This window comes from Clostridium sp. MB05 (assembly GCF_046581255.1).
Lineage (GTDB): Bacteria > Bacillota > Clostridia > Clostridiales > Clostridiaceae > Clostridium.
Genome location: NZ_CP174370.1, coordinates 3,037,208 through 3,063,347, shown reverse-complemented (window position 1 = coordinate 3,063,347; position 26,140 = coordinate 3,037,208). Strand labels below are relative to the sequence as shown.

Genomic DNA, 26,140 nt, shown 5'->3' with positions numbered 1-26,140 from the left:
TAGTTAAGATATATTAAATATAGAAAATAGTATGACGATATATTTATGTAGTATCATAAGAGAGGTTATATAATGAATTTAATTATAAAAGATATAAATAACGAAAATTATAATGATGCGTTAAATTTAAAAGTTAGAAAAGATCAAGAGGGCTTTATTGAAACAGTAGAAGAGTGTTTAGATGAAGCAAAGAGAGTACCCTTATGGAGAACAGTTGGAATATATTGCAAAAATGATTTGATAGGTTTTGCAATGTATGGACTATGGAAAATGGAAGGTGACTGTGGTAGATTATGGCTGGATAGATTTATGATAGGAGAAGATTTTCAAGGTAGAGGATATGGAAAAGAGAGTTTAAAGCTTTTAGTAGATAGACTTTATAAAGAGTATAATCGAAATGAAATATATATAAGTGTATATGATAATAATATTCTTGCTATAAGAATGTATGAGAAGATAGGTTTTAAATTTAATGGGGAATTAGATATAAATGGAGAGAAGATAATGAAGTTAGAATTATAGTAAGATCGTTGCAAAAATTTTACAAGGAGCAATAAGAATATTCTAGATAAAGCATGTAAATTAGATATAAAAATATCATAAGAATTTTCAATTATATGGTAAGATATAGATAATGAATATTAAAGTATGTAGAGAGGTGTATTATGAATATTAAATTTGTAACAATTACAGTAAAAAGTTTAGCGGAGTCAATAAAATTTTACGAGAATGTTTTAAATTTAAAGGTAGTTAGAAAATTTGCACCAGTAAATGGAACTAATATCGCATTTCTTAAAGGTGATGAATCAGCGATGTTAGAATTAATAGAATATAGCAACAAATCTACAGTAGATGAAATTTACAATGAACCTAAAGTATCTATTGGATTCACTGTTTTAGATTTAAATGAGACTATTAAGGAATTAGAGCTAAAAGAAGTAGAAATAATAAGAGGTCCTATTAAAACTCCAGGAGGAGAAAAATTTATATTTATAAAAGACCCTAATGGAGTAGAAATAGAGCTTATAGAAGGATTTAACATAAACTAATAGATGAATATTTAAATAAAATTTAAAATAGGATTATTGGAGAGACATATGAATAATAAAGTGTTAAGTAAGATAGCTGATGGATTAAATAGAGTGGGATGTAATTTCGGAATAGGGGGATCAGTTTTATTAAATTTTCATGGTTTAGTTGATAAACCAAATGATATTGATATTTTAATAAATTCTAAAGATGCTGAAAAAGTAAAAGCATTTATGAATACAATAGGAGATCCAATAGAACTATGCTCAAAAGAGCCATTTAAGACTGAAAGTTTTTTTGGATATAATGTAGATGGTGTAATAGTAGAGTTTATGGGGAACTTTAAAATAAGTTTAGAAAATAATAAAATGTATGAGTTTATTTTAGATGAAAAAGCAATAGTAGATAATTTAGTAATAGGTAATAGCAACATAAAATTTACTTCATTGGAAGACTGGTTTGTAGCATATTTAGTTATGAATGACCCAAAAAAGAGAGCACCTTTAATAAAAAAATATTTTAAAGAAAAAGGAATAAAACATAGAGAATTATTGAAAAGAAATTTAGATAATAATTTATCAGACCGTATTAATGAAGCAGTAAAAGAAGTACTATAAGTTAATAAAATTTAGATATAAGGTAGCAAGAAATTTTCTTGCTACCTTATATTTTAATTTTCTTTTAGTGTTTTAAGCTCTTTTAATAAATCAAAATATTGTGATTCTAAATCATTTTTTCTATTTAAGTCATTTTCAAATGATAGTAAAGAAATAACTTCCGAAAGCTTATTTTCTAAAATTAAAATAGATTCTTTTTTCTTTTTTTCATCAGTATTAATTTTAGGCATATTTTTATTCTTTACAAATTCAGAGTAATTACCATCAAATTGAGTTATAGTATTATTATCAACTTCTATTATATAGTTACAAACATTAGAAATAAATTTTCTATCATGAGATACTATTAATAGAGTCTTATTAGTATTTATAAGAGCATTTTCAAGGGACTGCATACATTTAATATCTAAATAATTAGTTGGTTCATCAAGTATTATTAAGTTATTATCTGAAAGAAGAAGCTTACAAATAGCAACTCTTACCTTTTCACCACCACTTAAACATGAAATCTTTTTAAATACTGTATCTCCTTTAAAGCCAAAGCCATCTAAATTTATTCTTATAAAACTTTCTTTGTAAGAAGAGTTAATTTTAATATTATCTAGTATTGTTTTATCTAAATCTAATATATCTTGAGATTGGTCCAAATAACCAATAACTACATTTTTAGAAATTTTTATACTTTCATTATTGTTATTTATAATTTCTTTTAATAATGTACTTTTACCACAACCATTTTTTCCGATTAAAGCAACCTTTTTTTCTTTTTTTATTTTAAAGTTACATTCTTTTAATAGTATTTTATCACCAATGCTAAGAGTTAAATTTTTAGCTTCAATAGGATTTTTTGAAGTAAGCTCTAAATTGTCTATAACATCAATTTTTATATTTTTATCTTCTTTTGGTTTTTCTTTTACTTCTAAGTGCTCAATTCTACTCTTAATGGCCTTTATATTATTATCTAAGTTCTTTTTAGATTTTTGGCCACCCATTTTATGAAGTCTAGCTTCAGAATTACCCATTCTTTTAGGCGTTCTTCTAATGCTATCTCTTGAATTTTCTTTAGATACTATTGCATCTTCAAGCCTTCTTTTTTCATTAATATATTTATTATATTCAGTATTCTGATTTTCTTTTTCCTCTTCTTTAAGGTCTAAATATTTAGAATAGTTCCCTTTATAAATATTTATTTTACCATCTTCAATTTCAATAATAATATTACATAATGAATCTAAAAGATTTCTATCATGGGAAACTAAAAGAAGAGCCCCAGAATAACTTTTTAACATTTCTTCAAGAATTTCAATGCTATTGCTATCTAAATTAGATGTTGGTTCATCAGCAATAATAAGCTTTTTATTTTCACTTAAAGCATTAGCAATCTTCATTTTAACTTTTTCTCCACCTGAAAGATAATCTTTATATTCAGTAGGTGCATTAAAAACACTTTTAACTTTATTAAAGGAACACATAGATGGGCTATCACCAAGTTGGCTAATATAAGAATAACTTTCTGTTAAATAAGATTTACCTTCATCAAAAGGTTCATCACTAACTAAAATTTTTAATAAAGTGGTTTTACCAGCACCATTATTACCAACTAAACCTATTTTATCTCCATCTAATATTTCTAATTTATCGATATCTAATATTAATTTATCTCCATAATATTTTTTTACTTTACTTAATAATGCTAATTGCATAAAAAAATCCCTCCTTAAAATATAGGAGAGAGCATAAGACTTTATAAAAAGGTAACACAAATAAACCTTTAGTCAATAATCCACTCTCCATAAATTTGCACACAACAAAAAAAGCCTAATAAGGTTATAAGTTTTGTTATGAACTAAAAATTATTAAAAGTAGATTAAATTCTCATGTTTGAAATTACCTTTACCTTTCTTAAAACTTGTATTCGATTTCTATTATAACATCTTTTTTTATTATTTCAAATTTTTTCTATGATATAATTAATATTAAATTATATTTCTATTAAGAAAAAGGTGATTAAATGAAAAAAACAATAGGGATACTTGCTCATGTAGATGCTGGTAAAACTACATTTTCAGAGCAAATACTTTATCATACAAAAAGCATAAGAAATAGAGGAAGGGTAGATCATAAAAATTCATTTTTAGATACTCATAACATAGAAAAAGATAGAGGAATTACAGTTTTTTCAGATCAAGCTATATTTGAAATTGATGATTCCACTTATTATCTTATAGATACTCCTGGACATATCGATTTTTCTACAGAAATGGAAAGGGCATTAAGCATATTAGACTATGCAATTTTACTTATTAGTGGAGTTGAAGGTATTCAAGGGCATACTGAAACAATTTGGAATTTACTTAGAAAATATAATATTCCAACTTTCTTTTTTATAAATAAGATGGACAGAACAGGTTCAGAATTAGAAAGAGTTATAGAAGAAATTAATGATAATTTAACTAATGATGTTTGCTATGTAAAATCAATTCATGAAATGAGTGAAGAATTAATAGAGTTTATTTCAGAGAGAGATGAGGAACTTTTAGAACAATATTTAGATGGTAATTATGATAAAACAATTTGGATTAAAGAATTTAAAAAGCTTATAAAAGAAAACAAGGTGTTTCCATGTTTGTCTGGTAGTGCACTTCAAGATGAGGGGATAGAGGAATTTTTAAGTATATTTAATGAACTTACATATACAAATTATGATGAAGATGAAGAATTTTCAGGAAGAGTTCATAAAATACGGTATGATAATAATGGAACTAGAATTACATTTATAAAAGCTATTAAAGGAAAGCTTAAAGTAAGAGATGAAATTACTTATGGATTAGATAATGAAACAACAGAAAAGGTAAGTAGCATAAGGATTTATAATGGAAGTAAGTTTTCTACTGTTGAAAAAGTATCTGCTGGAGATGTGTTTGCGGTGACAGGTCTTACTAATGCTATGCAAGGAGAAGGTATAGGAAAAATTAGAGAAAAGATAGAATTTAAAATGATACCAACATTAATGTCACAGGTTGTTTTTGATAATAAATATAATGCAAAAGAAGTTTTGGGATATTTTAGAATATTAGAGAATGAGGATCCTGCATTAAATGTACTATGGAATGAAACACTACAAGAAATACAAGTTTCTATTATGGGTAAGATCCAACTTGAAGTTATTAAAGAAATTGCATTAGAAAGGTTTAATTTGAAGATAGAATTTGGTCCTTGTGAAATAATGTATAAAGAAACAATAGAAAATAAGATATATGGATATGGTCATTTTGAGCCTTTAAAACATTATGCAGAGGTTCATTTAAAAATAGAGCCAAATAAAAGAGGAGAAGGAATAACTTTTGAAAATAAATGTCATGCTGATGATTTGACTACAGGAAATCAAAACCTAATTAAGACACATATTTTTGAAAAAAATCATCATGGACTTTTAACAGGTTCTCCAATTACTGATATAAAAGTTACTCTTTTAACTGGAAGAGCACATAATAAGCACACAGAAGGTGGAGATTTTAGGGAAGCTACATTTAGAGCTATTAGGCAAGGTTTAGAAAAAGCTAATAATATAATTCTTGAACCTTATTATAAATTTAGAATAGATGTAGAGCTTGATTATATGGGGAAGGTTATATCTGATATTCAAAGATTAAATGGGAGCTTTGACCCTCCAGAGACTAAGTTGAATAAAGTCTCTATAACAGGAAGAGGACCAGTCGCTACATTTATGGATTATAGTGCTGAAATACTTACTTTTACTAAAGGAAAAGGTAGCATAAATTTAATATTTGATGGCTATGATATATGTCATAATTCAGAAGAAGTAATTGAAAAAATAGGATATGATAAAAATGCAGATATAGAATATTCTTCAAGTTCAATTTTTTGTTCAAAGGGGCAAGGCTTTGTAGTACCTTGGGATAAGATTGAAGATTATATTCATTGTGAAGTAAAAGAATAAAAAAGGTAGAGCAATAAGAATTGTTCTACCTTGCTCCAAGACTTTTTAAAACCCATTGCAACTTTTCAAAATCAAATGATAAGGTTGCCACCATGGAATATTCATTAGGTTTATTATAGGAGCCTAGATATACTGTTGTTTCAGAAGCATCTCCGGTCTCTCTAAGTACAGTTAAATTTTTAATATAATTTTTATCAAATTTATATTTAGTTCCATTAAAGGAAAAACCTCCAAGGTTAAAAACTTCAAAGTTCAGTTTATCTAAAAGATATGATCCAGCAGAGATAGCTGGGCTTATATCGCCAGGTTTTAGGTCTTTAATATCAGTAATTATCCATTTATTGTTCTGATATTCTAAAATTATATTACAATTAGTGTTAATGTTAATATCTGCATAGCTTATAATTACATCGGTGTTTATAGACTTTGTCTTTTTATTAATACTATTTAGATCATTTACGTTAAATATATTGCTATAGAGTGGTTCAGATTTATTCAATTTATAGTCTATAGCAGCTTTTTTAATTTTTTGATTTAAAGAATCATCTATATATAATAATTTCAAGGATTCTTCTTTAGAGAGCTCAGGAATATATAATAATTTTTTTGTTAAAAGTGAAGCTGGTATAGACACTCCAATTAAAATCATTAAAATAATAGATAATGTAAATTTGAATTTAGGTGATGATATTTTCTTTTTTTCTTTTTTAAAAACTATACTACTACTATAGTTATCCATATAAGCCTCCTAAAATATATATAAATAAGTAAAATATGTTATAATAAATTATATAGTAAATTCAAATTAATATAAAGGGATGATTAGAAGTGATACTTAAATTTAAATATAGTGATGATGATTATGTAGAATTAAATTGGTTTGTTAATAGCGAAAGAGGAGTAATAAAAAGAGGAAGAATAGTTGATGCTATATTATATCCGTTATTACTTATTATAATTATACTGTCTCTTGTAAGTACACTAGAGGAATATATTATTATTCCAATTGTTATTTGGATAATTTTCACTATTGTTTGGCTTATATTTCATAAGGATATTTATAGATATAGAGTTAATAAAGCAGCTAGACTTGCAATAAAGAATCCTAATTTAAAAGGAGTAGAGTATTTTAAAGATACATTAATAACTTTAAATGATGAGGGGATAAAAAAAGAAATTGAAGGAATAACACTAAGTACTAACTGGGAATCTGTTGAAAAAGTTTTTGTAATGGAAAAAAACATTTTTATAAGACTTCTTAACGCTTCTTATATTAATATACCAATAAGAATTTTTAAAAATAATGAAGATAAAGAAATGTTTTTGAAGTTTTTGGATGAACATATTAAAATTCATTATTTATCAATAAACTAAAAATAAATTTGCGAAATCATGTAGAGTTTATTGAGAAATTAATATTAGAATTGAAGTGATTAAAACATTAATGGATTTATATATTTAAAAATCAAAGAAGCTATATAAGATTTAATTTAAAATTTAATCTTATATAGCTTCTTTTTATTAAAATAAATGAGCAAATAATTTATTACCATCTTCAAAAACTGTTACAGTGAAATAATTCCATGGAACTATAGTGGCTCCAACTCTTGATATAGCAACTCTTATTTTAAAAGTAGAACCTGAATTAGTTTTAGTGCTTGGACCTTCATAAGTAACCCTATCTAACCTTAATACCATTTCTTCTCCATTAGCAAGTCCCATTTGACTTCTTAAAGAAGTTAAATCTTTTTCTAATTTAGATTTATCAGCTTCAGTAATTGATGATATTCCATTAGCATTAGTGCTATCATAGGAGACTAAATAATTATATATAGAGTTATCCTGGTTTACATAAGCATATAGTAAATCGTTTGCAAAATCTAATTCCTTATATTCTCCAGGAGTATAATGTATAGAACTTTGATCATCATAAATATTAGTTCCTTTTTCAATAATGCTTAAATCCTTAGTTGATGAATAACTTTTACCAAGGGCTTCAAAGGAAGTAGGTGTTTTAGGGGTCTCTTCTTTAGCGACCTCATTTTCAGATATATTTTCTTCTTGTTTCTCATTTTCAACAGTGATTTTATCTTTAGTTGTTGTATTACTACATGAAAGTAAAGTGAAAGCAACTAATAATGAAATAAGTAATAAAAATAATTTCTGTTTTTTCATAGTATCCTCCTTTGGTAGATTATTCTAAAAAACAACTCATGTAAATTTATTGTATGATAAAAGCAACTAAATGTAAATTACAAAAGAAAATGTTTAAATAGATTTAATTATTATATTATATTGATAAAATATAATTTAATTAATATAATAAAATAAAAATTGATTTTAGGAGGATAAAAGATGTCAGTAAAGATGTTACATACATGTGTAAGAGTTATGGACTTAGAAAAGTCATTAAAATTTTATAAAGAAGCATTAGGATTAATGGAAACTAGAAGAAAGGAATTTCCAGAACATAAATTTAGTTTGGTTTATTTATCAAATGAAGAAGGCGGATATGAAATAGAGCTTACTTATAATTATGATGTGGAAAAACCATATGAACTAGGAAATGGATTTAGCCATATTGCAGTTGAAGCAGAAGATTTAGAAGCTATGAGAGAAAAGCATGTAGCATTAGGATATGAAGTGACTCCATTAAAAGGATTGCCGGGAACAAAACCATCATATTATTTTGTAACAGATCCAGATGGATATAAAATTGAAGTAATAAGAGCTAAATAGTAGTTTTAATAAAAGTCTAGTAACTTTACAAAAGTTACTAGACTTTTATTATATATAATGTATAAACTACTAATAATGATAAAATAGGGGTATATTTAATTTATATAATAATAATTATCTTAAAAAAGTACAAATTAATAAATAATTGGTATATAATGAAAATAAATAACAATAAATTAAAATAATAGAATAAAGGAGTGTTAAGTATGAGTAAAATATCAATAATAGGAGCAGGATCAATTGGAGCCACTACTGCTTTTGCTTTGTTACAAAAAGAAGTAGCTAGAGAAATAGTAATCAATGATATTAATCAGGAAAAGGCATTAGGAGAAGTACTTGACTTAATGCACGGTAGTTCTTTAAATAGTCCTTGTAATGTTATATTAGGATCATTAGAAGACACAAGAGATTCAGATATAATAATAATTACCGCAGGTGTTGCACAAAAGACAGGAGAAACAAGGCTAGATTTAGTAGATAAAAACTATAAAATATTTAAAAGCTTTGTTCCAACTATAGCTAAATTAAGTCCAAATGCAATATTATTAGTAGTATCAAACCCTGTAGATATACTTGCATATATGACCTATAAATTATCTGGTTTCCCTAAAAATAGAGTAATAGGATCAGGAACTGTTTTAGACACAACAAGGTTAAGAAGTCTGCTTGGGAAGTATTTTGGAATAGATGGAAGAACAGTTCAAGGTTTTGTTTTAGGAGAGCATGGTGATAGTGAGTTTGTTCCATGGTCATCATTAACTATAGGAAATATTCCAATAAAAGATTTTTCTGAACAATTAAAAATTGAATGGGATGAAGCAACAGAAAAAGTTATTTCAGATGATGTTAAAAATTCAGCATATGAAGTAATAAAGAGAAAAGGTGCTACTGCTTTCTCAGTTGCAGCTGTTCTTACAAGAATCGTAGAGGCATTCTTAAAAGATGAAAAGACTATATTAACAGTATCAACTTTGCTTAATGATTATTTAGGGGTTAATGATACTTATTTAAGTGTTCCAACAATAGTAGGTAAAAATGGAGTGGAGAAAGTATTAAATATTGAATTATCTAAAGAGGAGGAAGAAAAATTTGTTTCTTCAGCTAAGATAATGAAAGAGTATATTGATAGAATCAATAATAACTAATTAAATAAGAAAGCTATAAAATTTTAGAGATTTTATAGCTTTCTTATTTTTATAGCAAAATATAATTCTATTTATACTAAATTTATTTTTAATATTTTATAAATATCTCTATATAGGAATTATTTATACCTTAAAAGATAGTATTTATTAAATTCAGATTTAGTTCTATATGTATATTAATAAATTTTTGTTACTAATTTATTAAAAAACATGTATTGAGTTTTAAATTTAAAAATACAAACATATTATAAATTAGTTATTATATGTAAATAGATATATTTTAGTTGAAAGGTGTAAATAAATATGAAAAATATTAATATAAAAGCATTTTTAAAGAATAGAATTATAGGTAATATATTAATTTTAGTTACTTCAATAGTTCTTATATATATGAGTATTTCTATATATTTTGTTAATCATTTCTTTTTTGGGACAAAGATAAATGGAGTTAATGTATCATTAAAATCGCATAAAGAGGCCGCTAGTATAATTTTAGAAGAAGTTAAAGATTATAAATTAGAATTAATAGGTAGAGATGGGTCTGTTGAAGAAATAAAAGGTAATGATATAGAAATAAAATATAATGAAAAGAATATCATATTAAAAGTTAAAGAAGTTAAAGAAAAACAAAATTCATTAAAATGGATTTTAGGATTAATAGCAGGACAAGAGTATTATGGTAGTGAGTTAGTTGTTTATAATCAAGACTTATTAGAAGATAAAATAAAAAATTTAGAAATATTAAATAAAAATATTATAGAGCCTCAAAATGTTAGTTTTAAATATTTAGATGGGACATATGAAATTGTTGAAGAAGTTTATGGAAATAAAATAAACATAGATAAATTAAATGAAAATATAAAGTTAAGCATATCAGAAGGAAAAAGAGTATTAAATTTAAATGATAGTTTTTGCTACGAAGATCCTAAGTATACTATAAATTCAGATAAAACAATTGAAACTCAAAATACATTAAATAAGTATGTATCAACAAAAATTACTTATACTTTTGGAAGCAAATCCGAAGTGTTAGATGGAAGTAAAATAAATGAGTGGGCCAGTGTAGATGATGATTTAGAAGCATCAATAAATGAAAATAAAGTTAAAGATTATATATTAGACTTATGCGAAAAATATAATACTGCAGGTACAACGAGAAAATTTAAGTCAGCTACAGGAAAGATAGTAGATGTTAAAGGTGGGCACTATGGATGGAAAATTAACTCAGTTGCAGAAACTAAATTGTTAATGGAAAATATAAAGCTTGGAGCAGTTCTTGAAAAAGAACCTGCATACACTCAAAAAGCTTTATATAGAGATGAAAATGATATAGGAAATACTTATGTGGAAGTTAATATAACAAGGCAACATGTATGGTTTTATAAAGACGGAAAGCTTATTACACAAGGTGATGTTGTAACTGGGGATCCAGGAAAAGGACACTCAACACAATTAGGAACTTATATGCTAAATTATAAGCAAAAAGAAGCCACATTAAGAGGTAATAATTATGAGGCTAAAGTAGTATACTGGATGCCTTTTAATGGTAACATAGGAATTCATGATGCAAGTTGGAGATATTCATTTGGGGGAAATATATATAAGAATAATGGAACTCATGGGTGCGTAAATTCTCCATCATATCTAGCAAAAACTATTTTTGAAAATATAGAGCCTGGCACTCCTATTATTTGTTATGAAGAGTGATGAAAAGGAGAAATAATTTGATAAAAAATAAATAATGCATGATATAAGATTGAAGAAATAGAAAATTAATATTTATATAATTAATAAAAATGGAATTTTTATATTTTTATAAAAGTAATAATTTACCATTTAGCACGGTTATGCTATGATACGTAAAAGGGGGTATTAATATGGGGAATAATAGAGGTAAGATAATTTTAAAAACTATTATATGGGGGATAGTTTGGTTTGTAGTAGCATCTATAGTTGGGCTTGTAATAGTAAAACTTGATAAGGATAAAAGCTTCGAAAATATATTATTTATAGAAGGAATTATATTAATCTTTGTAGGAATATTTGCGTCAATATCAGGTGATCCAATAGGACTTTCTCTTCAAGGGGCAGGACAAAATAGTGCTCAATATTTATCTAATGCAAACTTAGAGATTACTAAGATGGAGAGGGAGAAATCTAATAGAAAATTAGATATAGCGTTAGCAGTTAGTACATTATCTTTAATTATAGGTGGGGCTATTAGCATAATAGTTACATTTATTATATAAAAACACTAGTTTAAACTTATATAATAAAATTTAAATATCTAGAAGTTAAATAGTATAAATTAAATAATAAAATTAAGTGTTAGAGAGTAAATAGTAAAAATTATTTACTCTCTACTTTTAAGTTATGAGTAAAATTTATATTAAATAATAAAAATTATTATTTAGTCTTGCCTAGGTTAATGTTACTATAGTATTATTTTATATAAGTAAGAAAAACTAATATTTAATTATAGAGAATCAATTTAAGATTAGAAGTAAATATTATGGAGGTATATATGTTAAATATAGGATGTCATTTATCAACAACAAAGGGTTTTCAAAATATGGGAAAAGAAGCACTAGAAATAGGAGCAAATACATTTCAATTCTTTACTCGTAATCCAAGAGGTGGCAAAGCAAAAGAAATAGATATGGAAGATATGCAAGGACTTTTAAAAATAGCAAAGGAAAATAATTTTACAAAGATATTAGCTCATGCTCCTTACACTTTGAATGCTTGTTCAGCAGATGAAAGAACAAGAGAATTTGCAAGAGAAATGATGCTTGATGATTTAGAAAGAATGGAGCTTATGCCAAATAATTTATATAACTTTCATCCAGGAAGTCATGTAAAGCAAGGAGTAGAAATTGGAATTAATTACATAGTTGATTTACTTAATTCTGCACTTAAAAAGGAACAAACCACTACTGTGCTATTAGAAACAATGGCTGGAAAAGGTTCAGAGGTAGGTAGAACCTTTGAAGAAGTTGCAGAAATAATATCAAGAGTTGAATTAAAAGAAAAGATGGGAGTATGTCTTGATACTTGCCATATATATGATGCAGGATATGATATAGTTAATGATTTGGATGGAGTTTTGGAAGAGTTTGATAGAGTAATTGGATTAGATAGACTAAAGGCAATTCATTTAAACGATAGTAAAAATCCATTTAAGAGTCATAAGGATAGACATGAAAAAATAGGAGAAGGTTTCTTAGGATTAGAAGCAATTACAAGAATAATAAACCATCCTAAGTTAAAAGATCTACCATTTTTCTTAGAAACACCAAATGAACTTGATGGATATGCTAAGGAAATTGAGTTATTAAAAAGTAAGCGTGAAGAATAGAAAATAATAATTTTAAATTTTACATTAGTTCATTTCTCTTGATATACTTTTCTTTCTTGTGTATCATTATTATATTAATTATAAACAAAAGGTGTGTTAATAATGGAAGAGTTAAAAAAAGCTATTAACGAAATAACTAATGAAGAGATTATAAAAATAGTTATTAGTAATAAGATGAATAAAGAAGTTAAATATAATAAGATAAGTTTTTTATTAAAGGAAAATAGTAAGAGTAAGAAATATTATCAAATAGAGAAGTTTACTGATAAGCAGGTTTTTCATGAGAATATTGAAGCTTATGAATTAGAAGAAAAAATATTAGAAATTATAGATGGAAATTATAAGCAGTTATCTGCATGGTCTAATGAAACTACTTTCGATTTAAAGTTATCTAAGAAGGGAAAGATATTCTTAGGTAAGAAAAAAAGTAATAATATAAAACTTGCTAATAAGAGTCATAACAAGGAAAAAAATTATATCTTAAAAGAGGGTATGATTATAGAGCCGTTAATAGATCTAGGTGTTTTCACAAAAGAAGGCAAGGTAGTAAATTCAAAGTATGATAAGTATAAGCAAATAAATAGATTTATAGAAATTATAGATGATGAAATAAAGAAAAATGACTATAAGGAACTTACTATTTTAGATTTTGGTTGTGGTAAATCTTATTTAACCTTTGTTCTTTATTACTATTTTGTAGAAATTAAAAAGATAAAAGTAAAAATGATAGGTTTAGATCTTAAAGAAGATGTAATTAAAAAGTGTAATGATATAGCTAAAAGATATAACTATGAAAACTTACATTTTGAGCTTGGAGATATAAATGGATATAAGTATGAAAATAATGTAGACATGGTAATTACTTTACATGCTTGTAACACAGCAACAGATTATGCTTTATATAATGCAATAAAATGGAATGCAAAAATGATATTTTCAGTACCATGTTGCCAACATGAATTTAACCATCAAATGGAGGCAACTTCTCTTTCAATATTAACTAAATATGGTATAATTCAAGAAAGAGTATCAGCCTTAATGACAGACGCAGTTAGAGGTAATCTTTTAGAGGTAGCTGGCTATAAAACTCAGCTTTTAGAGTTTATAGATATAGCACATTCACCAAAGAATATATTAATTAGAGCTTCAAAAGCTAATATATCAAAAGAAAATAAGGAAAAATCATTAAATGAAGTTCATTCATTAATGAAAGAATTTAATTTTAATCCTACATTACTTAACTTACTAAAAAAAGATGATCTTATATAATATACAATGCTATGCTCTAGGGCATAGCATTTGCTGTACTTATGACTAAGCCACATCAATTTTGAGAAAAATAATATAGCAATTCAAAAATATAAAAGCAAAAAAGTTATATCAATGAATGAGAGGTGGATCATGGATACAATGAATATAAATGAAGTAATTTTAAAAATAGAAAAGAAGTTAAATAGAGAATTTATCGGACAAAGAGATTTTATAAAAGAATTAACTCAATACTTTGAAAATAAGATATCAAATGAAGAAAAAGGAATATTAGTTTTAGCAGGACATAAAAATACCTTCAAAAAAGCTAGTGTAAGGTTAGTTTTTGAAGAACTGTATAGCAACACCTTAATTAAGAACAAGAATTTAGATGAGATAGATTTATCTTCCTATAATTTTAATATGGGATATAATGCATTTTTAACTGATTTACATGAAAAATTAGATAATAATAATTCAGAGGGGGTAATGTTTAAGAATACAGAAAAAGCAAACCCTGAAATACTAGAATTTTTATCAATCATATATCCCAATACATGTATTAAATTAGATAATGACTATGTTATAAAAAATAAATTTTTAGTTGAGGCTGGGGCAAAGGATAAAGATAAGATAAACAAAATAGTATGCCATAATAAGTTTTTTATATTTATATATAATTATGAAAATAAGGAGAGTTTTAGAGAATTTTCTGAAAGTACTTTAAATAATAGAGATAAGATTATTTATACAAGAGAGCTTACAGATAAAGAAAAGAATATCATTATAAAAAATAAGCTTACAAATGAAATTGATAAGATAAAGAATGAATTTGGGGTACAGATAATACTAGGATTTAAAGAAAATATCAATGAAAAAGAAGATTTTGAAGTTTTTGAGTACCTACAAAAGAGCTTTAGCAAAAACGGAAGCTTTGATATAACAGAATATATATCCTATAGAATAAGTGACCCTTTAAGAAATTTGATAAATAAGGAATCTATAGAAGAAGATTCTAAAATATTACTTTATATAGATAATAATAGAATTTATTCTAAGGTTAATAACAATATCTATAGGCTAAATAAGTATTCAATACCAACTCTAGATAAGGTTAAGTATAGATTAGAATCAATTATAGGTATGAAGGAACTCAAAGAGTTTTTATTAAATATAGAAAACAACTTTAAGGTTCAAAAAATTAGAGAGAAGTTAGGGCTTAGAACATCAAAAATATCTTTAAATATGATATTTGCAGGAAATGCTGGTACTGGAAAAACTAATGCAGCAAGAATAACTTATGAGTATTTAAATGCTTTGGGTTTATTATCAAAAGGAGTTTTGGTTGAAGTAAGTAAGGCTGATTTTGTAACAGAAAATACTACTGAGACAGCAAAAAGGACAAATGAAATTATAAACTCAGCTTTAGGAGGAGTATTATTTATAGATGAAGCCTATGCTTTATGTGAAAGTGAAGATGACAAGGTTGGTAAAGAAATAGTAGATGCCTTATTAAAGGGGATAGAGGATAATAGAAATAAGTTAACTGTTATATTAGCAGGGTATGAAAAAGATATGGAAAGATTCTTAAGTTTTAATCAAGGACTTAAATCAAGATTTCCTAATACAATTCATTTCGAAGATTATAATCCATCTGAAATGTATGAAATAGCAGTACAAATTGCAAAAACTAAGGGGTATAGAATTGCTAAAAATGTAAAAAATGATTTGATAGATTTATTTACAAGAAATCAACTTACTGGAAAAAATGATTTAGGAAATGCCAGATTTGTAAGAAATATAATAGAAAATGCAATAATATATTCCTCTAGAAAGTATTTAAATAATAATAAAAGTGAAATAGATCTTTTAGAAAGAGAGGACTTTAATTTTAAAGTCAGTGCTAAATTTAATTTAGATGAAAAGCTTAAAGATATTATAGGACTTGAAGAAGTTAAAAATCTTTTAAGAAGTCAATATAAGCTGTTAGTGGCACAAGAAAAGAGAAAATCTGTTGGTGTTAATACAGAAATAGAGCAAAACTTAAATATGGTATTCGCAGGTAATCCGGGTACAGGAAAAACAAGTATAGCTAGATTAGTGGCTCAAATGTTAAATAGTATGGGATTCTTAAAGATAGGTCAATTAGTAGAAACAGATAGATCTAGTTTTGTATCCAATATACCAGGAGAAACAGCAAAGAAAACTGAGAAAAAATTTAAAGAGGCTTTAGGAGGAGTATTATTTATAGATGAAGCTTATACCTTAGCAAATGATAGCTTAGGAAGGGAAGCAATAGAAACACTTCTTAAATTAGTTGAAGATTATTCAAGAGAAGTAATAGTAATTTTAGCAGGTTATGAAAAGGAAATGGAGGAATTCTTTGATGTAAACATAGGATTAAGATCAAGATTCCCATTATGGACAAATTTTGAAGATTATAATCCAAATGAGCTTTTAGAAATGGCAATAAGACTTGTTGAAGCAAAGGGATTTAAGTTATCAAAAAATGGTCATTTAGCATTAAAGAAAAGTTTTGTAGATATTTATGAAAATTCTGATGCTCAATCTGGTAATGGAAGAATGGTTAGAAATTATGTTGAAAATTTAATTAGAATTCAAAGTATAAGAATTGCAGAAGAAGATATAAGTGTTTATGAAATGAATTTAATTACAGCTAAGGATATAGAAAAACTAAATACATCACAACATGATAATGAGTTCGATTTAGAAGAAAGATTAAGAACCTTAGTTGGAAATGAAGATGCTAAAGAGTTTTTAAGAAATCAATATAAGCTTATGAGAGTTAAAGAAAAGAGAAAAAAATTAGGACTATCAACTGATATAAATAGATATATGAATATAATATTTACTGGAGAAATTGGAACAGGTAAAAAGACAGTACTAAATATATTATCAGAAACTCTATATAGTATGGGAATAGTTAAGGCGAAGAATATAGTTGAAGTAAACAAAGATGAATTAATAGATAATATAAACCTTGGAATATCATTAGAAGATATATTAAATAAGCAAATAGGTAAGGTTGTATATATAGATGTAGCTGAGTTTTTGCTAGAAGAAAATTTAAGTAGAATAATTAAAGATCTTATAAAGTTTATAGATAAGAATAGTAACAAAATAGTTATTACATTATCAGGTAAATCAAAAGATATTAAAAAACTTATGTATTTAAATCCAGAGTTAAATTATAGATTTCCATCTATGTTAAGCTTTAAGGATTATAATAAAGAAGAGCTATTTAATATGTCCTTAAGTATTTTAGAAAGTAAGGGATATATATTAGATGAAACTTCAAATGAAGCATTAGATCAAGCAATACTTGAGCTATATCATAATAGAAATTTAAACCTTAGAAATGGACTTATGATAAAACAATACTTAGATATTTTAATTAGAGAGCAAAGTATTAGAATTTGTGATACTAAAATAAATAACAAAGAGATGAGCATAATTATTCCACAAGACATTATTAAAAGTAAAAATGAATTTTTGTTTAAAAATATTCTAGAATAATATAAATAAAAAGTAAGTAGATATATTTAATTTAAACTGTCCTTGACAAGGGAGAGAGTTTAATTGTCTACTTACTTTTTTATAAAATTAATTTGTTTTATAAGGCTCTGCGTCAGAGAAGTGTGCAGTAAAATATCCCTCAGGAAGGTCGCCTCTTAAAGAAGTATATAGCTTATCGCCAAAGTAAATAGCTACTTTATCAACTCCAAAGTTATACGCATAGGTGCAAATTAATGAAGAGGCTAGTCCACTTTCGGTAGCAGAACCAAGGGTCATTTTGTCTGAAAAGGAATCTGAGAATACAACTGTTAAAACCCCAGATTTTTCATCTAACTTAGCAGAAGTTACTCCTATTTCTTTAGTTAAAGCTAAAAAGTCATCATTAGGCAAGTTGTTTTGGAGTTCATTAGTTAAGGCTTTTACTAAAGCTTTATCTTCTACTTGTATAGTTTTATCATAGTAGTATAACTTAAGCTCTTGGCTATTAAAAGCATAAATTCTACAGTCTCTTTTTGTTATTTTATTTTCCTTAGTATCAGTATTTTCATCTTTTTTATCATCAATAGGTTCTTCTTTATCTTTATTTTTATTTTCTTTAGTAGAGTCTTTATTAGGTTCTTGTTTAGAGTCTTCTTTAGTTTTTTGTTTTTCAGGCTTTATAGCATCTGCTATTTTATCACAGCCAATTAAAGAAAGTGAAAATAAAGTAGATATAAATAGTATAAATAATTTTTTCTTCATTTAATCACTCCTAGATAATATTAAAAAATATTGCTATATATATCATAATATGAATTTAATAAATTTTTAACAATTATTTTCTTAAATTTCCCTAATAATTATTTTTTAATAAATGCTAGCAATATTAAGTTGTAGATAATTAAATTATAGAGGTTTTACATTAGTAACATTTATATTTATATATTCATTAGGTTCCATAATTATATGACTGCCTTCATAAGGCTTACCATTAACTAAGATAATAACTTTATTAACTTTATAATTATAACTATAAGTTAAAGCTAAGGTTTTTAATGCTGAAGCCTCACTTCCAGAGCCAACATGCTTTAAGATGTTATAGTATGAAGAAGATAAATCTACAGTTAAAATTCCATTAGCCTTATCTAATTTAGCAGAACGAACAGCTAAATAATCTTTAAAATTAAATAACTCTTCATTAGGAATATTTTTCATTTCATTAGTTAGAGCTGTTACTAAAGCACCATTATTTACATTAATAGATTTATCCTTATAGTAAAAAACATCATCAGCACCGTTATAATAGTAAATTCTACAATTCATAGTTTTAACTTTATTTGTTTCTGGATTTGAAGATGTTAAGCTATAAGGAATAGCAGAAGAGTAATCTACTTTAAAATAACCCTCAGGAAGGCTACCTTTTAAAGAAGTGTATAAATCATCGCCAAAATAAATAGCAACCTTATCAACTCCTAAGTTATATCCATAGGTGCAAATTAAAGAAGAAAGTAAACCGCTTTCAGTAGCGGAGCCAAGAGTCATTTTATTTACATAAGAATCTGAAAAGACGACCTTTAAAACTCCTGTTTTACTATCTAGCTTAGCAGATGTAATTTGAACCTTATCAGTTAAAGCGAGAAAGCTAGATGTAGGTAAATTACTTTGTAATTCTTTAGTTAAAGCCTTTATAACAGCTTTATCTTTAACAGCAATTTCTTTATCTACATAGTAAAGTTGTAACTTTTCTGAATCAAAGTAAAATAATCTATATTGCTCATGGATTATAGATGCATTATCTTTATCAGAATTACTTAAAGGTGGTTTAGTAGGTTTTGACTTATCGTTATTATCCTTTGGAATCTTGTCTTTATCTTTCTCATTTTTATCTATATTATCTGTTTTATTAGTGTTATCATTGTTAGTATAATTATTAGAATGCACAGAGTTATCCTCAGTTTTATTGCAACTAATTAGCATAAGTGAAAAAAATAAAGCGAAGAACAATGAAAATAGACGTTTTTTCATTTAATCACTTCCTAAATATCTTATTAATATAGTTTATTGATATACATAATTTTTATTGACAAAAATTTTATATAAAAGATAAATAATTAGAATAATTTTTTAAATTTTAATAAAAGATTAATTTATTGCATAAATATTTGAAATATAATATAAATTAAATTAATAAAATAAAAGAAAGGAGAAGCGATGAAAAAGTTTTTTAAATTTTTAGGAATAACTTTATTAATAGTGATTTTAGGATCAGGAATATTTTTATTTTCTATAAGAGATAGAGTATCTTTATATGTAAATATATTTAAAAAGTATAACTCAGTAATAAAAAATGGTTATAATATAGAGGATAAATCATCTTTAGAAGCAATAGAGTCTATTGATTATAAAGATGTTGAATATAAAAATACAAATGGTGTTCCATTAACATTAGATATATATGGGCCAAAGAAACAGGTAAAGGGAGGCTCTCCAGTAATACTTTATGTCCATGGTGGAAGCTGGGTATATGGAAATAAGGAAATACCTCAGGCCATATCTCCGCTTTTAGACTCCTTTAGAGAAGAAGGCTTTACTATAATAAGTACTAGTTATCAGCTAATGAGAGGAGAAGAAATATTTAATAAACAAATTAGTGATGTTAAGGATACTATTAGATGGATTCATAAAAATAAGAGTGTATATGGATTTAATGATGAAAGAATAGGAGTGATAGGAGCATCTTCAGGGGCACATTTAGCTTTAATGGCAGCTTATACAGATAAAGAAGAATTTGTTGATGCAAAAGAACTCAAAGACTATCCTTCAGATGTTAAGTATTTAATTGATTTTTTTGGACCAACAGATTTAACTACATTAGATATGGAGAATGTTCAATGGGATTTAGAGCAAATTATAAATTCTGTAGGTGAATATAAAGATCATATATTGGGGGAATATAGTCCAATTAATCATGTGAACAAAGGTGAGCCTAATACACTTATAGTTCATAGCAAAAAAGATATTATAGTACCTTATAAAAATGCAGAAGAATTATATGCCCAATTAAAAGAGAATGGAAATAAAACAGAACTTATAAGCTTAGAGGGAGCTAGTCATGACTTCTCTGAAATTGATTTAGATGAGATTATGTCTGTTGGAATAAAAATGTTAGAGTTTATATCAAAAAATATGTAGTGGCATATAAAATAGAAAATATTTAAACATAAGAAATTAATTTAAATATATAAAAGTGATTTTAATATAAAATTTGATAATATGTATAAAAAGTGCCTTATCAAATTGATAAAAATAGGCTATAAGCCTTAAAAAGATAATAAAATACTACTATTCACCAAAGTGATAAAGAATTATCGAAATGATAATTCTTTATTTTTTTTAACTGAAAAGACTATGAAAACATTGAAAAAACATTAAAAAGCTTATTAAAAACCTTAAAAAACTTGGCACAGGTTTTGCTTAATATATAAGTGAAGATTCTGATAACAAAATATTAAATACATTTAAACTATAAGGGGGAAAAGAAAATGGATTTTAAAAATATTAAAGTAAAGGCAGAGGGATATAAAGTTCAAATGACTAAATTTTTAAGAGATTTAGTTGCTATTCCTGGAGAAAGCTGTGAAGAAAAAGGTGTTGTTAACCGTATAGCTGAAGAAATGAGAGCATTAGGTTTTAATAAAGTTGAAATAGACCCACAAGGTAACGTTTTAGGATATATGGGAACTGGTAAGACATTAATAGGGTTTGATGCTCATATTGATACTGTTGGTATAGGAAATAGAGCTAACTGGAACTTTGATCCATATGAAGGATATGAAACAGAAACTGAAATAGGTGGACGTGGTACTTCAGACCAATTAGGAGGAATAGTTTCAGCTGTTTATGGTGCAAAGATAATGAAAGATCTAGATCTTTTAACTGAAAAATATACAGCATTAGTCGTTGGTTCAGTTCAAGAGGAAGACTGCGATGGACTTTGTTGGGAATATATAATTAAAGAAGATAAAATTAGACCAGAATTTGTAGTTTCTACAGAACCAACAGATGGTGGTATTTACAGAGGACAAAGAGGACGTATGGAAATTCGTGTTGATGTTCAAGGAGTTTCATGCCACGGTTCAGCTCCAGAAAGAGGAGATAATGCAATTTACAAAATGGCTGAAATATTAATGAATATTCGTGACCTTAACGAAAATGATGCAGCTGATACTAAAGAAATAAAAGGCTTAGTAAAAATGTTAGATGAAAAATATAACCCAGAGTGGAAAGAAGCTAACTTCTTAGGAAGAGGTACTGTTACAACTTCTCAAATATTCTATACTTCTCCAAGTCGTTGTGCTGTTGCTGACTCATGCTCAATTTCCTTAGATCGTCGTATGACAGCAGGTGAAACTTGGGAAAGTTGTTTAGAAGAAATTCGTGAACTTCCAGCTGTTAAAAAATACAATGCAACAGTAAGCATGTATAACTATGATAGACCAAGCTACACTGGTTTAGTATATCCAATCGAATGCTACTTCCCAACTTGGGTAATTCCAGAAGATCATATTGTAACCAAAGCAATGGAAGAGTCTTATAAAGGTCTTTATGGAACAATAAGAAGTGGTGCTGCTGTAACTGATGAAATGAGAAAAGCTCGTCCGCTTACTGATAAATGGACATTCTCAACAAATGGTGTTTCAATAATGGGACGTAATGGAATTCCGGTAATAGGATTCGGACCTGGTGCAGAAGCGGAGGCACATGCGCCAAACGAAAAAACTTGGAAAGAAGACTTAGTGAAATGTGCTGCTGTATATGCTGCATTACCAACAATTTACTGTGATAATAAAGAAAAATAATAAAATGATTCAATTTGTAAATTGAAATAAATAAAAATTAATATAATGAAGGGTAGGAATTTTAAAATGGCTTTAATGAACAAATATATTAATGAACTTAATCAATTAGATTTCTCAAAAATGCATAATGATGATTTTATGGAAACTTGGAAAAAAAGCGATGATGAATTAAAGGCTGTTTTCACAGTTGCAGAAGCTTTAAGAGAATTAAGAAAAAATAATATTTCAACAAAAATATTTGATAGTGGTCTTGGAATTTCTTTATTTAGAGATAATTCAACTCGTACAAGATTTAGCTTTGCATCAGCTTGTAATCTTTTAGGATTAGAAGTACAAGACTTAGATGAAGGAAAATCTCAAGTAGCTCATGGAGAAACAGTTAGAGAAACAGCTAATATGGTTTCATTTATGGCTGATGTTATAGGTATCAGAGATGATATGTATATAGGTAAAGGAAATACTTATATGAGAGAAGTATCAAAGGCTGTAAGAGAAGGATACGAAGAAGGAACTTTAGAACAAATCCCAACTTTAGTTGACTTACAATGTGATATTGACCATCCAACACAAGCTATGGCAGATGCTCTTCATTTAGTTAATGAATTTGGTGGAATAGAAAACTTAAAGGGTAAAAAAGTAGCTATGACTTGGGCATATTCACCATCTTATGGAAAACCATTATCAGTACCTCAAGGTATTATTGGATTATTAACAAGATTCGGTATGGATGTTGTTTTAGCTCATCCAGAAGGATATGAAGTAATGCCAGAAGTTGAAGAAATTGCTAAAGAAAATGCTAAACTTTCAGGTGGATCATTCACAAAGACTAATTCAATGGAAGATGCATTTAAAGATGCTGATATTGTATATCCAAAGAGTTGGGCTCCATTTGTTGCTATGGAAAAGAGAACAGATTTATATGGAAATGGAGACTTTGATGGAATAAAGGAATTAGAAAAAGAATTACTAGCTCATAATGCTGAACATAAAGATTGGCAATGTACTGAAGAGTTAATGAAGACAACTAAAGATGGAAAGGCATTATATTTACATTGCCTACCAGCAGATATTACTGGAGTTAGTTGTGAAACTGGAGAAGTTGATGCTTCAGTATTTGACAGATATAGAAAACCTCTTTATAAAGAAGCTAGCTACAAGCCATATGTTATAGCGGCTATGATTTTCTTAAGTAAAGTTAAGAATCCACAAGAAATTTTAGAAAAATTAGAAGAAACTCATAAGGATCGTCAACTTAAATAAGCCAAGCATTATAAATAGGCTTTTATCCTAGAATACTAAATGATGGGTAAAAGCCTCTAAAATATTTAGAAAAAATAAAATTATAAATCATAAATTCTAAGGGAGTATTGAGGGAGAGAAATTATGAAAAAGAAAATTGTAATAGCATTAGGTGGGAATGCATTAGGAAATAATTTAGAAGAACAAATGGGTGCAGTTAAATCAACTGCAAAGGCTATTGTAGATTTAATTGAAGAAGGACATGATGTTGTTATATCTCATGGAAATGGACCACAAGTAGGTATGATAAATCTTGCTATGGATGCTTTGACTAAGTCAAATCATAAATATTCATCAATTCCAATGTCCGTATGTGTTGCAATGAGTCAAGGTTATGTAGGATATGACTTGCAAAATGCACTTAGAGAAGAACTATTAAGTAGAAATATAGATAAGTCAGTAGCAACAATTATTACTCAGGTTGAAGTAGATAAAAATGATAAAGCGCTTGATAATCCAACTAAACCAATTGGAAGCTTTATGACTAAAGAAGAAGCAGATGTTTTAATTTCTAAGGGAGAAAATGTAGTTGAAGATGCTGGAAGAGGATATAGAAGAGTTGTTGCATCTCCAAGGCCAAAAAGTATTATAGAGATTGATACAATTAGAAGTTTAGTAGATTCTGGACAAGTTGTTATAGCATGTGGTGGTGGTGGAATTCCAGTAATGAAAGAAGGAAACCACTTAAAGGGTGCTAGTGCAGTTATAGACAAAGATTTTGCTAGTGCTACATTAGCTAAAGAATTAGATGCTGATTTTCTAATTATATTAACAGCTGTAGAAAAGGCTGCTATAAACTATGGTAAGGAAAATGAAAAATGGTTAGATAATGTTACAGTAGAGGAAATGAATAAATATGTAGAAGAAGGGCATTTTGCTCCAGGATCAATGAAGCCAAAAGTAGAAGCTGGAATAGAGTTTGCACAATCAAAAGAGGGAAGACATGCCCTTATAACATTATTAGAAAAAGCTAAAGAAGGAATTCAAGGAAAGACTGGAACAAGGATTATTAGATAATTAGGAGGCTTAATAATGGGAGAAAAGATACTGTGGAAAGAAAACACCATGCCAAAAAGTAAAAAAGATGGTGATTTAGATTTTTTTAGTATGGATGAAATAAATAAAGCTAGGAACTTTCATAAGAGTTTTCCAGAATATAGTGTTACACCATTAGTTAATTTAGAAAATTTAAGTGAAAAACTAGGATTAGGTGGAATTTATCTAAAAGATGAATCATATAGATTTGGATTAAATGCTTTTAAAGTTTTAGGTGGATCTTATTCAATGGGTAAATATTTAGCACAAAGGTTGAATATGGATATAGCAGAATTACCATATGAAAAATTAACTTCAGATGAAGTGAGAAAAGAGCTTGGAGATATAACTTTTGTTACTGCAACAGATGGAAATCATGGAAGAGGTGTTGCTTGGACTGCTAATAGATTAAAACAAAAATCAGTAGTCTATATGCCAAAAGGATCTTCATTAATAAGACTTGAGAATATTAGAAAAGAAGGAGCAGATGCTTCAATTACAGATATGAATTATGATGATGCTGTAAGACTTGCAGCTAAATATGCAGAAGAGCATAATGGAGTAGTAGTTCAAGATACAGCTTGGGAAGGTTATGAAGAAATTCCAGCATGGATAATGCAAGGATATGGAACTATGGGACTTGAAGCATTAGAGCAATTAAGAGATACTTATAAAGTAGAAAGACCTACCCATATATTCTTACAAGCGGGGGTGGGATCACTTGCAGGTGGAATACAAGGATTTTTTGCTTCAGTATTCGGAGAAGACTGTCCAACTACTGTTGTAGTTGAGGCTAAGGAAGCTGCATGTTATTATGATTCAGCAATAGCTAATGATGGAAACCCAAGAGCAGTTGGTGGTGATATGCCAACAATAATGGCAGGACTTGCTTGTGGAGAAGTTAATATAACAGGATTTGAAGTATTAAAGAATTATTCAAAAACTTTCGTTTCAGCTCCAAATTATATTGCAGCAAATGGAATGAGAGTTCTTGGTAACCCATTAAATGGGGATGATAAAGTAATATCTGGAGAATCAGGAGCAGTAACATTAGGATTAGTTTATGAATTAATGACAAATCCAGAATATAAAGACTTAAAAGAAAGCATTGGATTAGATGAAAATTCAAAAGTTTTAGTGTTTAGTACTGAGGGAGATACAGACCCAGATAAATATAGAGAAATTGTTTGGGAAGGAAGCTATAATAGATAATTTACAATTGGTAATTTAGGAGGTAATTCAGAAGCTGAATTACCTCTTTTTCTAATTTCCAAATTTTCATTATTTAATCTTTCTGTATGTTCTCCAAGTTGGCTATAATGTTAAGTGAGAAG

General features: G+C 27.2%; 22 protein-coding genes. 17 read left to right on the top strand and 5 right to left on the bottom strand.

All coding sequences use genetic code 11. The features are described from left to right. Positions 1-72: 72 nt before the first annotated feature. The 3 genes from ACH36K_RS14330 (at position 73) to ACH36K_RS14320 (ending at position 1,646) form a co-directional block, all read left to right on the top strand. The gene (locus ACH36K_RS14330) at positions 73-522 is read left to right on the top strand and encodes a GNAT family N-acetyltransferase (protein WP_411168288.1); all 450 of its coding nucleotides are present in this window, start codon (positions 73-75) and stop codon (positions 520-522) included. A 143-nt stretch (positions 523-665) separates the two neighbouring features. Next, complete coding sequence (locus ACH36K_RS14325; RefSeq protein ID WP_411168287.1) at positions 666-1,049, top strand: VOC family protein; 384 nt, start codon at positions 666-668, stop codon at positions 1,047-1,049. Between the two features lie 48 nt (positions 1,050-1,097). After that, positions 1,098-1,646, top strand: a complete 549-nt coding sequence (locus ACH36K_RS14320; protein ID WP_411168286.1) for a hypothetical protein — start codon at positions 1,098-1,100, stop codon at positions 1,644-1,646. A gap of 53 nt (positions 1,647-1,699) precedes the next feature. Here the strand turns inward: ACH36K_RS14320 and cplR are convergent, their stop codons facing one another. Continuing rightward, the gene (gene cplR / locus ACH36K_RS14315) at positions 1,700-3,349 is read right to left on the bottom strand and encodes an ABC-F type ribosomal protection protein CplR (RefSeq protein ID WP_411168285.1); all 1,650 of its coding nucleotides are present in this window, start codon (positions 3,347-3,349) and stop codon (positions 1,700-1,702) included. A 308-nt stretch (positions 3,350-3,657) separates the two neighbouring features. Between cplR and ACH36K_RS14310 the strand changes: the two genes are divergently transcribed. Further along, entirely contained in the window at positions 3,658-5,607 is a 1,950-nt protein-coding gene (locus ACH36K_RS14310; RefSeq protein WP_411168284.1) for a GTP-binding protein, read from the top strand. A 25-nt stretch (positions 5,608-5,632) separates the two neighbouring features. Here ACH36K_RS14310 and ACH36K_RS14305 read toward each other — a convergent pair whose 3' ends face one another. Then, on the bottom strand, positions 5,633-6,346 hold the full coding sequence (locus tag ACH36K_RS14305) for a hypothetical protein (RefSeq protein ID WP_411168283.1): 714 nt from the start codon (positions 6,344-6,346) through the stop codon (positions 5,633-5,635). Between the two features lie 89 nt (positions 6,347-6,435). Here ACH36K_RS14305 and ACH36K_RS14300 point away from each other — a divergent pair, with 89 nt between their 5' ends. Beyond that, positions 6,436-6,981 carry a hypothetical protein gene (locus ACH36K_RS14300; protein WP_411168282.1) on the top strand — a complete coding sequence of 182 codons (546 nt, stop codon included), beginning with the start codon at positions 6,436-6,438 and terminating at the stop codon, positions 6,979-6,981. A gap of 147 nt (positions 6,982-7,128) precedes the next feature. On the opposite strand, the gene ACH36K_RS14295 is transcribed toward ACH36K_RS14300, so the two are convergent. Next, positions 7,129-7,782 carry a hypothetical protein gene (locus tag ACH36K_RS14295; RefSeq protein WP_411168281.1) on the bottom strand — a complete coding sequence of 218 codons (654 nt, stop codon included), beginning with the start codon at positions 7,780-7,782 and terminating at the stop codon, positions 7,129-7,131. Between the two features lie 180 nt (positions 7,783-7,962). Between ACH36K_RS14295 and ACH36K_RS14290 the strand changes: the two genes are divergently transcribed. The 7 genes from ACH36K_RS14290 (at position 7,963) to ACH36K_RS14260 (ending at position 17,634) form a co-directional block, all read left to right on the top strand. Beyond that, positions 7,963-8,346 carry a VOC family protein gene (locus ACH36K_RS14290; protein ID WP_411168280.1) on the top strand — a complete coding sequence of 128 codons (384 nt, stop codon included), beginning with the start codon at positions 7,963-7,965 and terminating at the stop codon, positions 8,344-8,346. A 206-nt stretch (positions 8,347-8,552) separates the two neighbouring features. Further along, positions 8,553-9,491: an L-lactate dehydrogenase gene (locus tag ACH36K_RS14285; protein WP_411168279.1), complete on the top strand. Its 939-nt coding sequence runs from the start codon at positions 8,553-8,555 to the stop codon at positions 9,489-9,491. 303 nt (positions 9,492-9,794) lie between these two features. Further along, positions 9,795-11,198, top strand: a complete 1,404-nt coding sequence (locus tag ACH36K_RS14280) for a peptidoglycan binding domain-containing protein (RefSeq protein WP_411168278.1) — start codon at positions 9,795-9,797, stop codon at positions 11,196-11,198. Between the two features lie 170 nt (positions 11,199-11,368). Continuing rightward, positions 11,369-11,740: a hypothetical protein gene (locus ACH36K_RS14275; protein WP_411168277.1), complete on the top strand. Its 372-nt coding sequence runs from the start codon at positions 11,369-11,371 to the stop codon at positions 11,738-11,740. A gap of 275 nt (positions 11,741-12,015) precedes the next feature. Continuing rightward, positions 12,016-12,849, top strand: a complete 834-nt coding sequence (locus ACH36K_RS14270; RefSeq protein WP_411168276.1) for a deoxyribonuclease IV — start codon at positions 12,016-12,018, stop codon at positions 12,847-12,849. 102 nt (positions 12,850-12,951) lie between these two features. Next, positions 12,952-14,118: a class I SAM-dependent methyltransferase gene (locus ACH36K_RS14265; RefSeq protein WP_411168275.1), complete on the top strand. Its 1,167-nt coding sequence runs from the start codon at positions 12,952-12,954 to the stop codon at positions 14,116-14,118. 129 nt (positions 14,119-14,247) lie between these two features. After that, positions 14,248-17,634, top strand: coding sequence for an AAA family ATPase (locus ACH36K_RS14260; protein ID WP_411170710.1), 3,387 nt, complete (start codon positions 14,248-14,250; stop codon positions 17,632-17,634). Positions 17,635-17,721: 87 nt separating this feature from the next. Here ACH36K_RS14260 and ACH36K_RS14255 read toward each other — a convergent pair whose 3' ends face one another. Next, a complete protein-coding gene (locus ACH36K_RS14255) occupies positions 17,722-18,375 on the bottom strand; it encodes a GerMN domain-containing protein (protein WP_411168274.1) in 654 nt (217 codons plus the stop codon). A gap of 144 nt (positions 18,376-18,519) precedes the next feature. After that, positions 18,520-19,638, bottom strand: coding sequence for a GerMN domain-containing protein (locus ACH36K_RS14250; protein ID WP_411168273.1), 1,119 nt, complete (start codon positions 19,636-19,638; stop codon positions 18,520-18,522). A 186-nt stretch (positions 19,639-19,824) separates the two neighbouring features. On the opposite strand from ACH36K_RS14250, the gene ACH36K_RS14245 reads away from it, so the two are divergent. The 5 genes from ACH36K_RS14245 (at position 19,825) to dpaL (ending at position 26,018) form a co-directional block, all read left to right on the top strand. Continuing rightward, positions 19,825-20,805 carry an alpha/beta hydrolase fold domain-containing protein gene (locus ACH36K_RS14245; protein ID WP_411168272.1) on the top strand — a complete coding sequence of 327 codons (981 nt, stop codon included), beginning with the start codon at positions 19,825-19,827 and terminating at the stop codon, positions 20,803-20,805. A gap of 350 nt (positions 20,806-21,155) precedes the next feature. Further along, positions 21,156-22,472, top strand: coding sequence for a YgeY family selenium metabolism-linked hydrolase (locus tag ACH36K_RS14240; RefSeq protein WP_411168271.1), 1,317 nt, complete (start codon positions 21,156-21,158; stop codon positions 22,470-22,472). A gap of 66 nt (positions 22,473-22,538) precedes the next feature. Next, entirely contained in the window at positions 22,539-23,732 is a 1,194-nt protein-coding gene (gene ygeW / locus ACH36K_RS14235; RefSeq protein WP_411168270.1) for a knotted carbamoyltransferase YgeW, read from the top strand. A 123-nt stretch (positions 23,733-23,855) separates the two neighbouring features. Then, positions 23,856-24,788, top strand: coding sequence for a carbamate kinase (gene arcC, locus ACH36K_RS14230; protein ID WP_411168269.1), 933 nt, complete (start codon positions 23,856-23,858; stop codon positions 24,786-24,788). A 15-nt stretch (positions 24,789-24,803) separates the two neighbouring features. After that, entirely contained in the window at positions 24,804-26,018 is a 1,215-nt protein-coding gene (gene dpaL, locus ACH36K_RS14225; protein WP_411168268.1) for a diaminopropionate ammonia-lyase, read from the top strand. Positions 26,019-26,140: the final 122 nt, after the last annotated feature.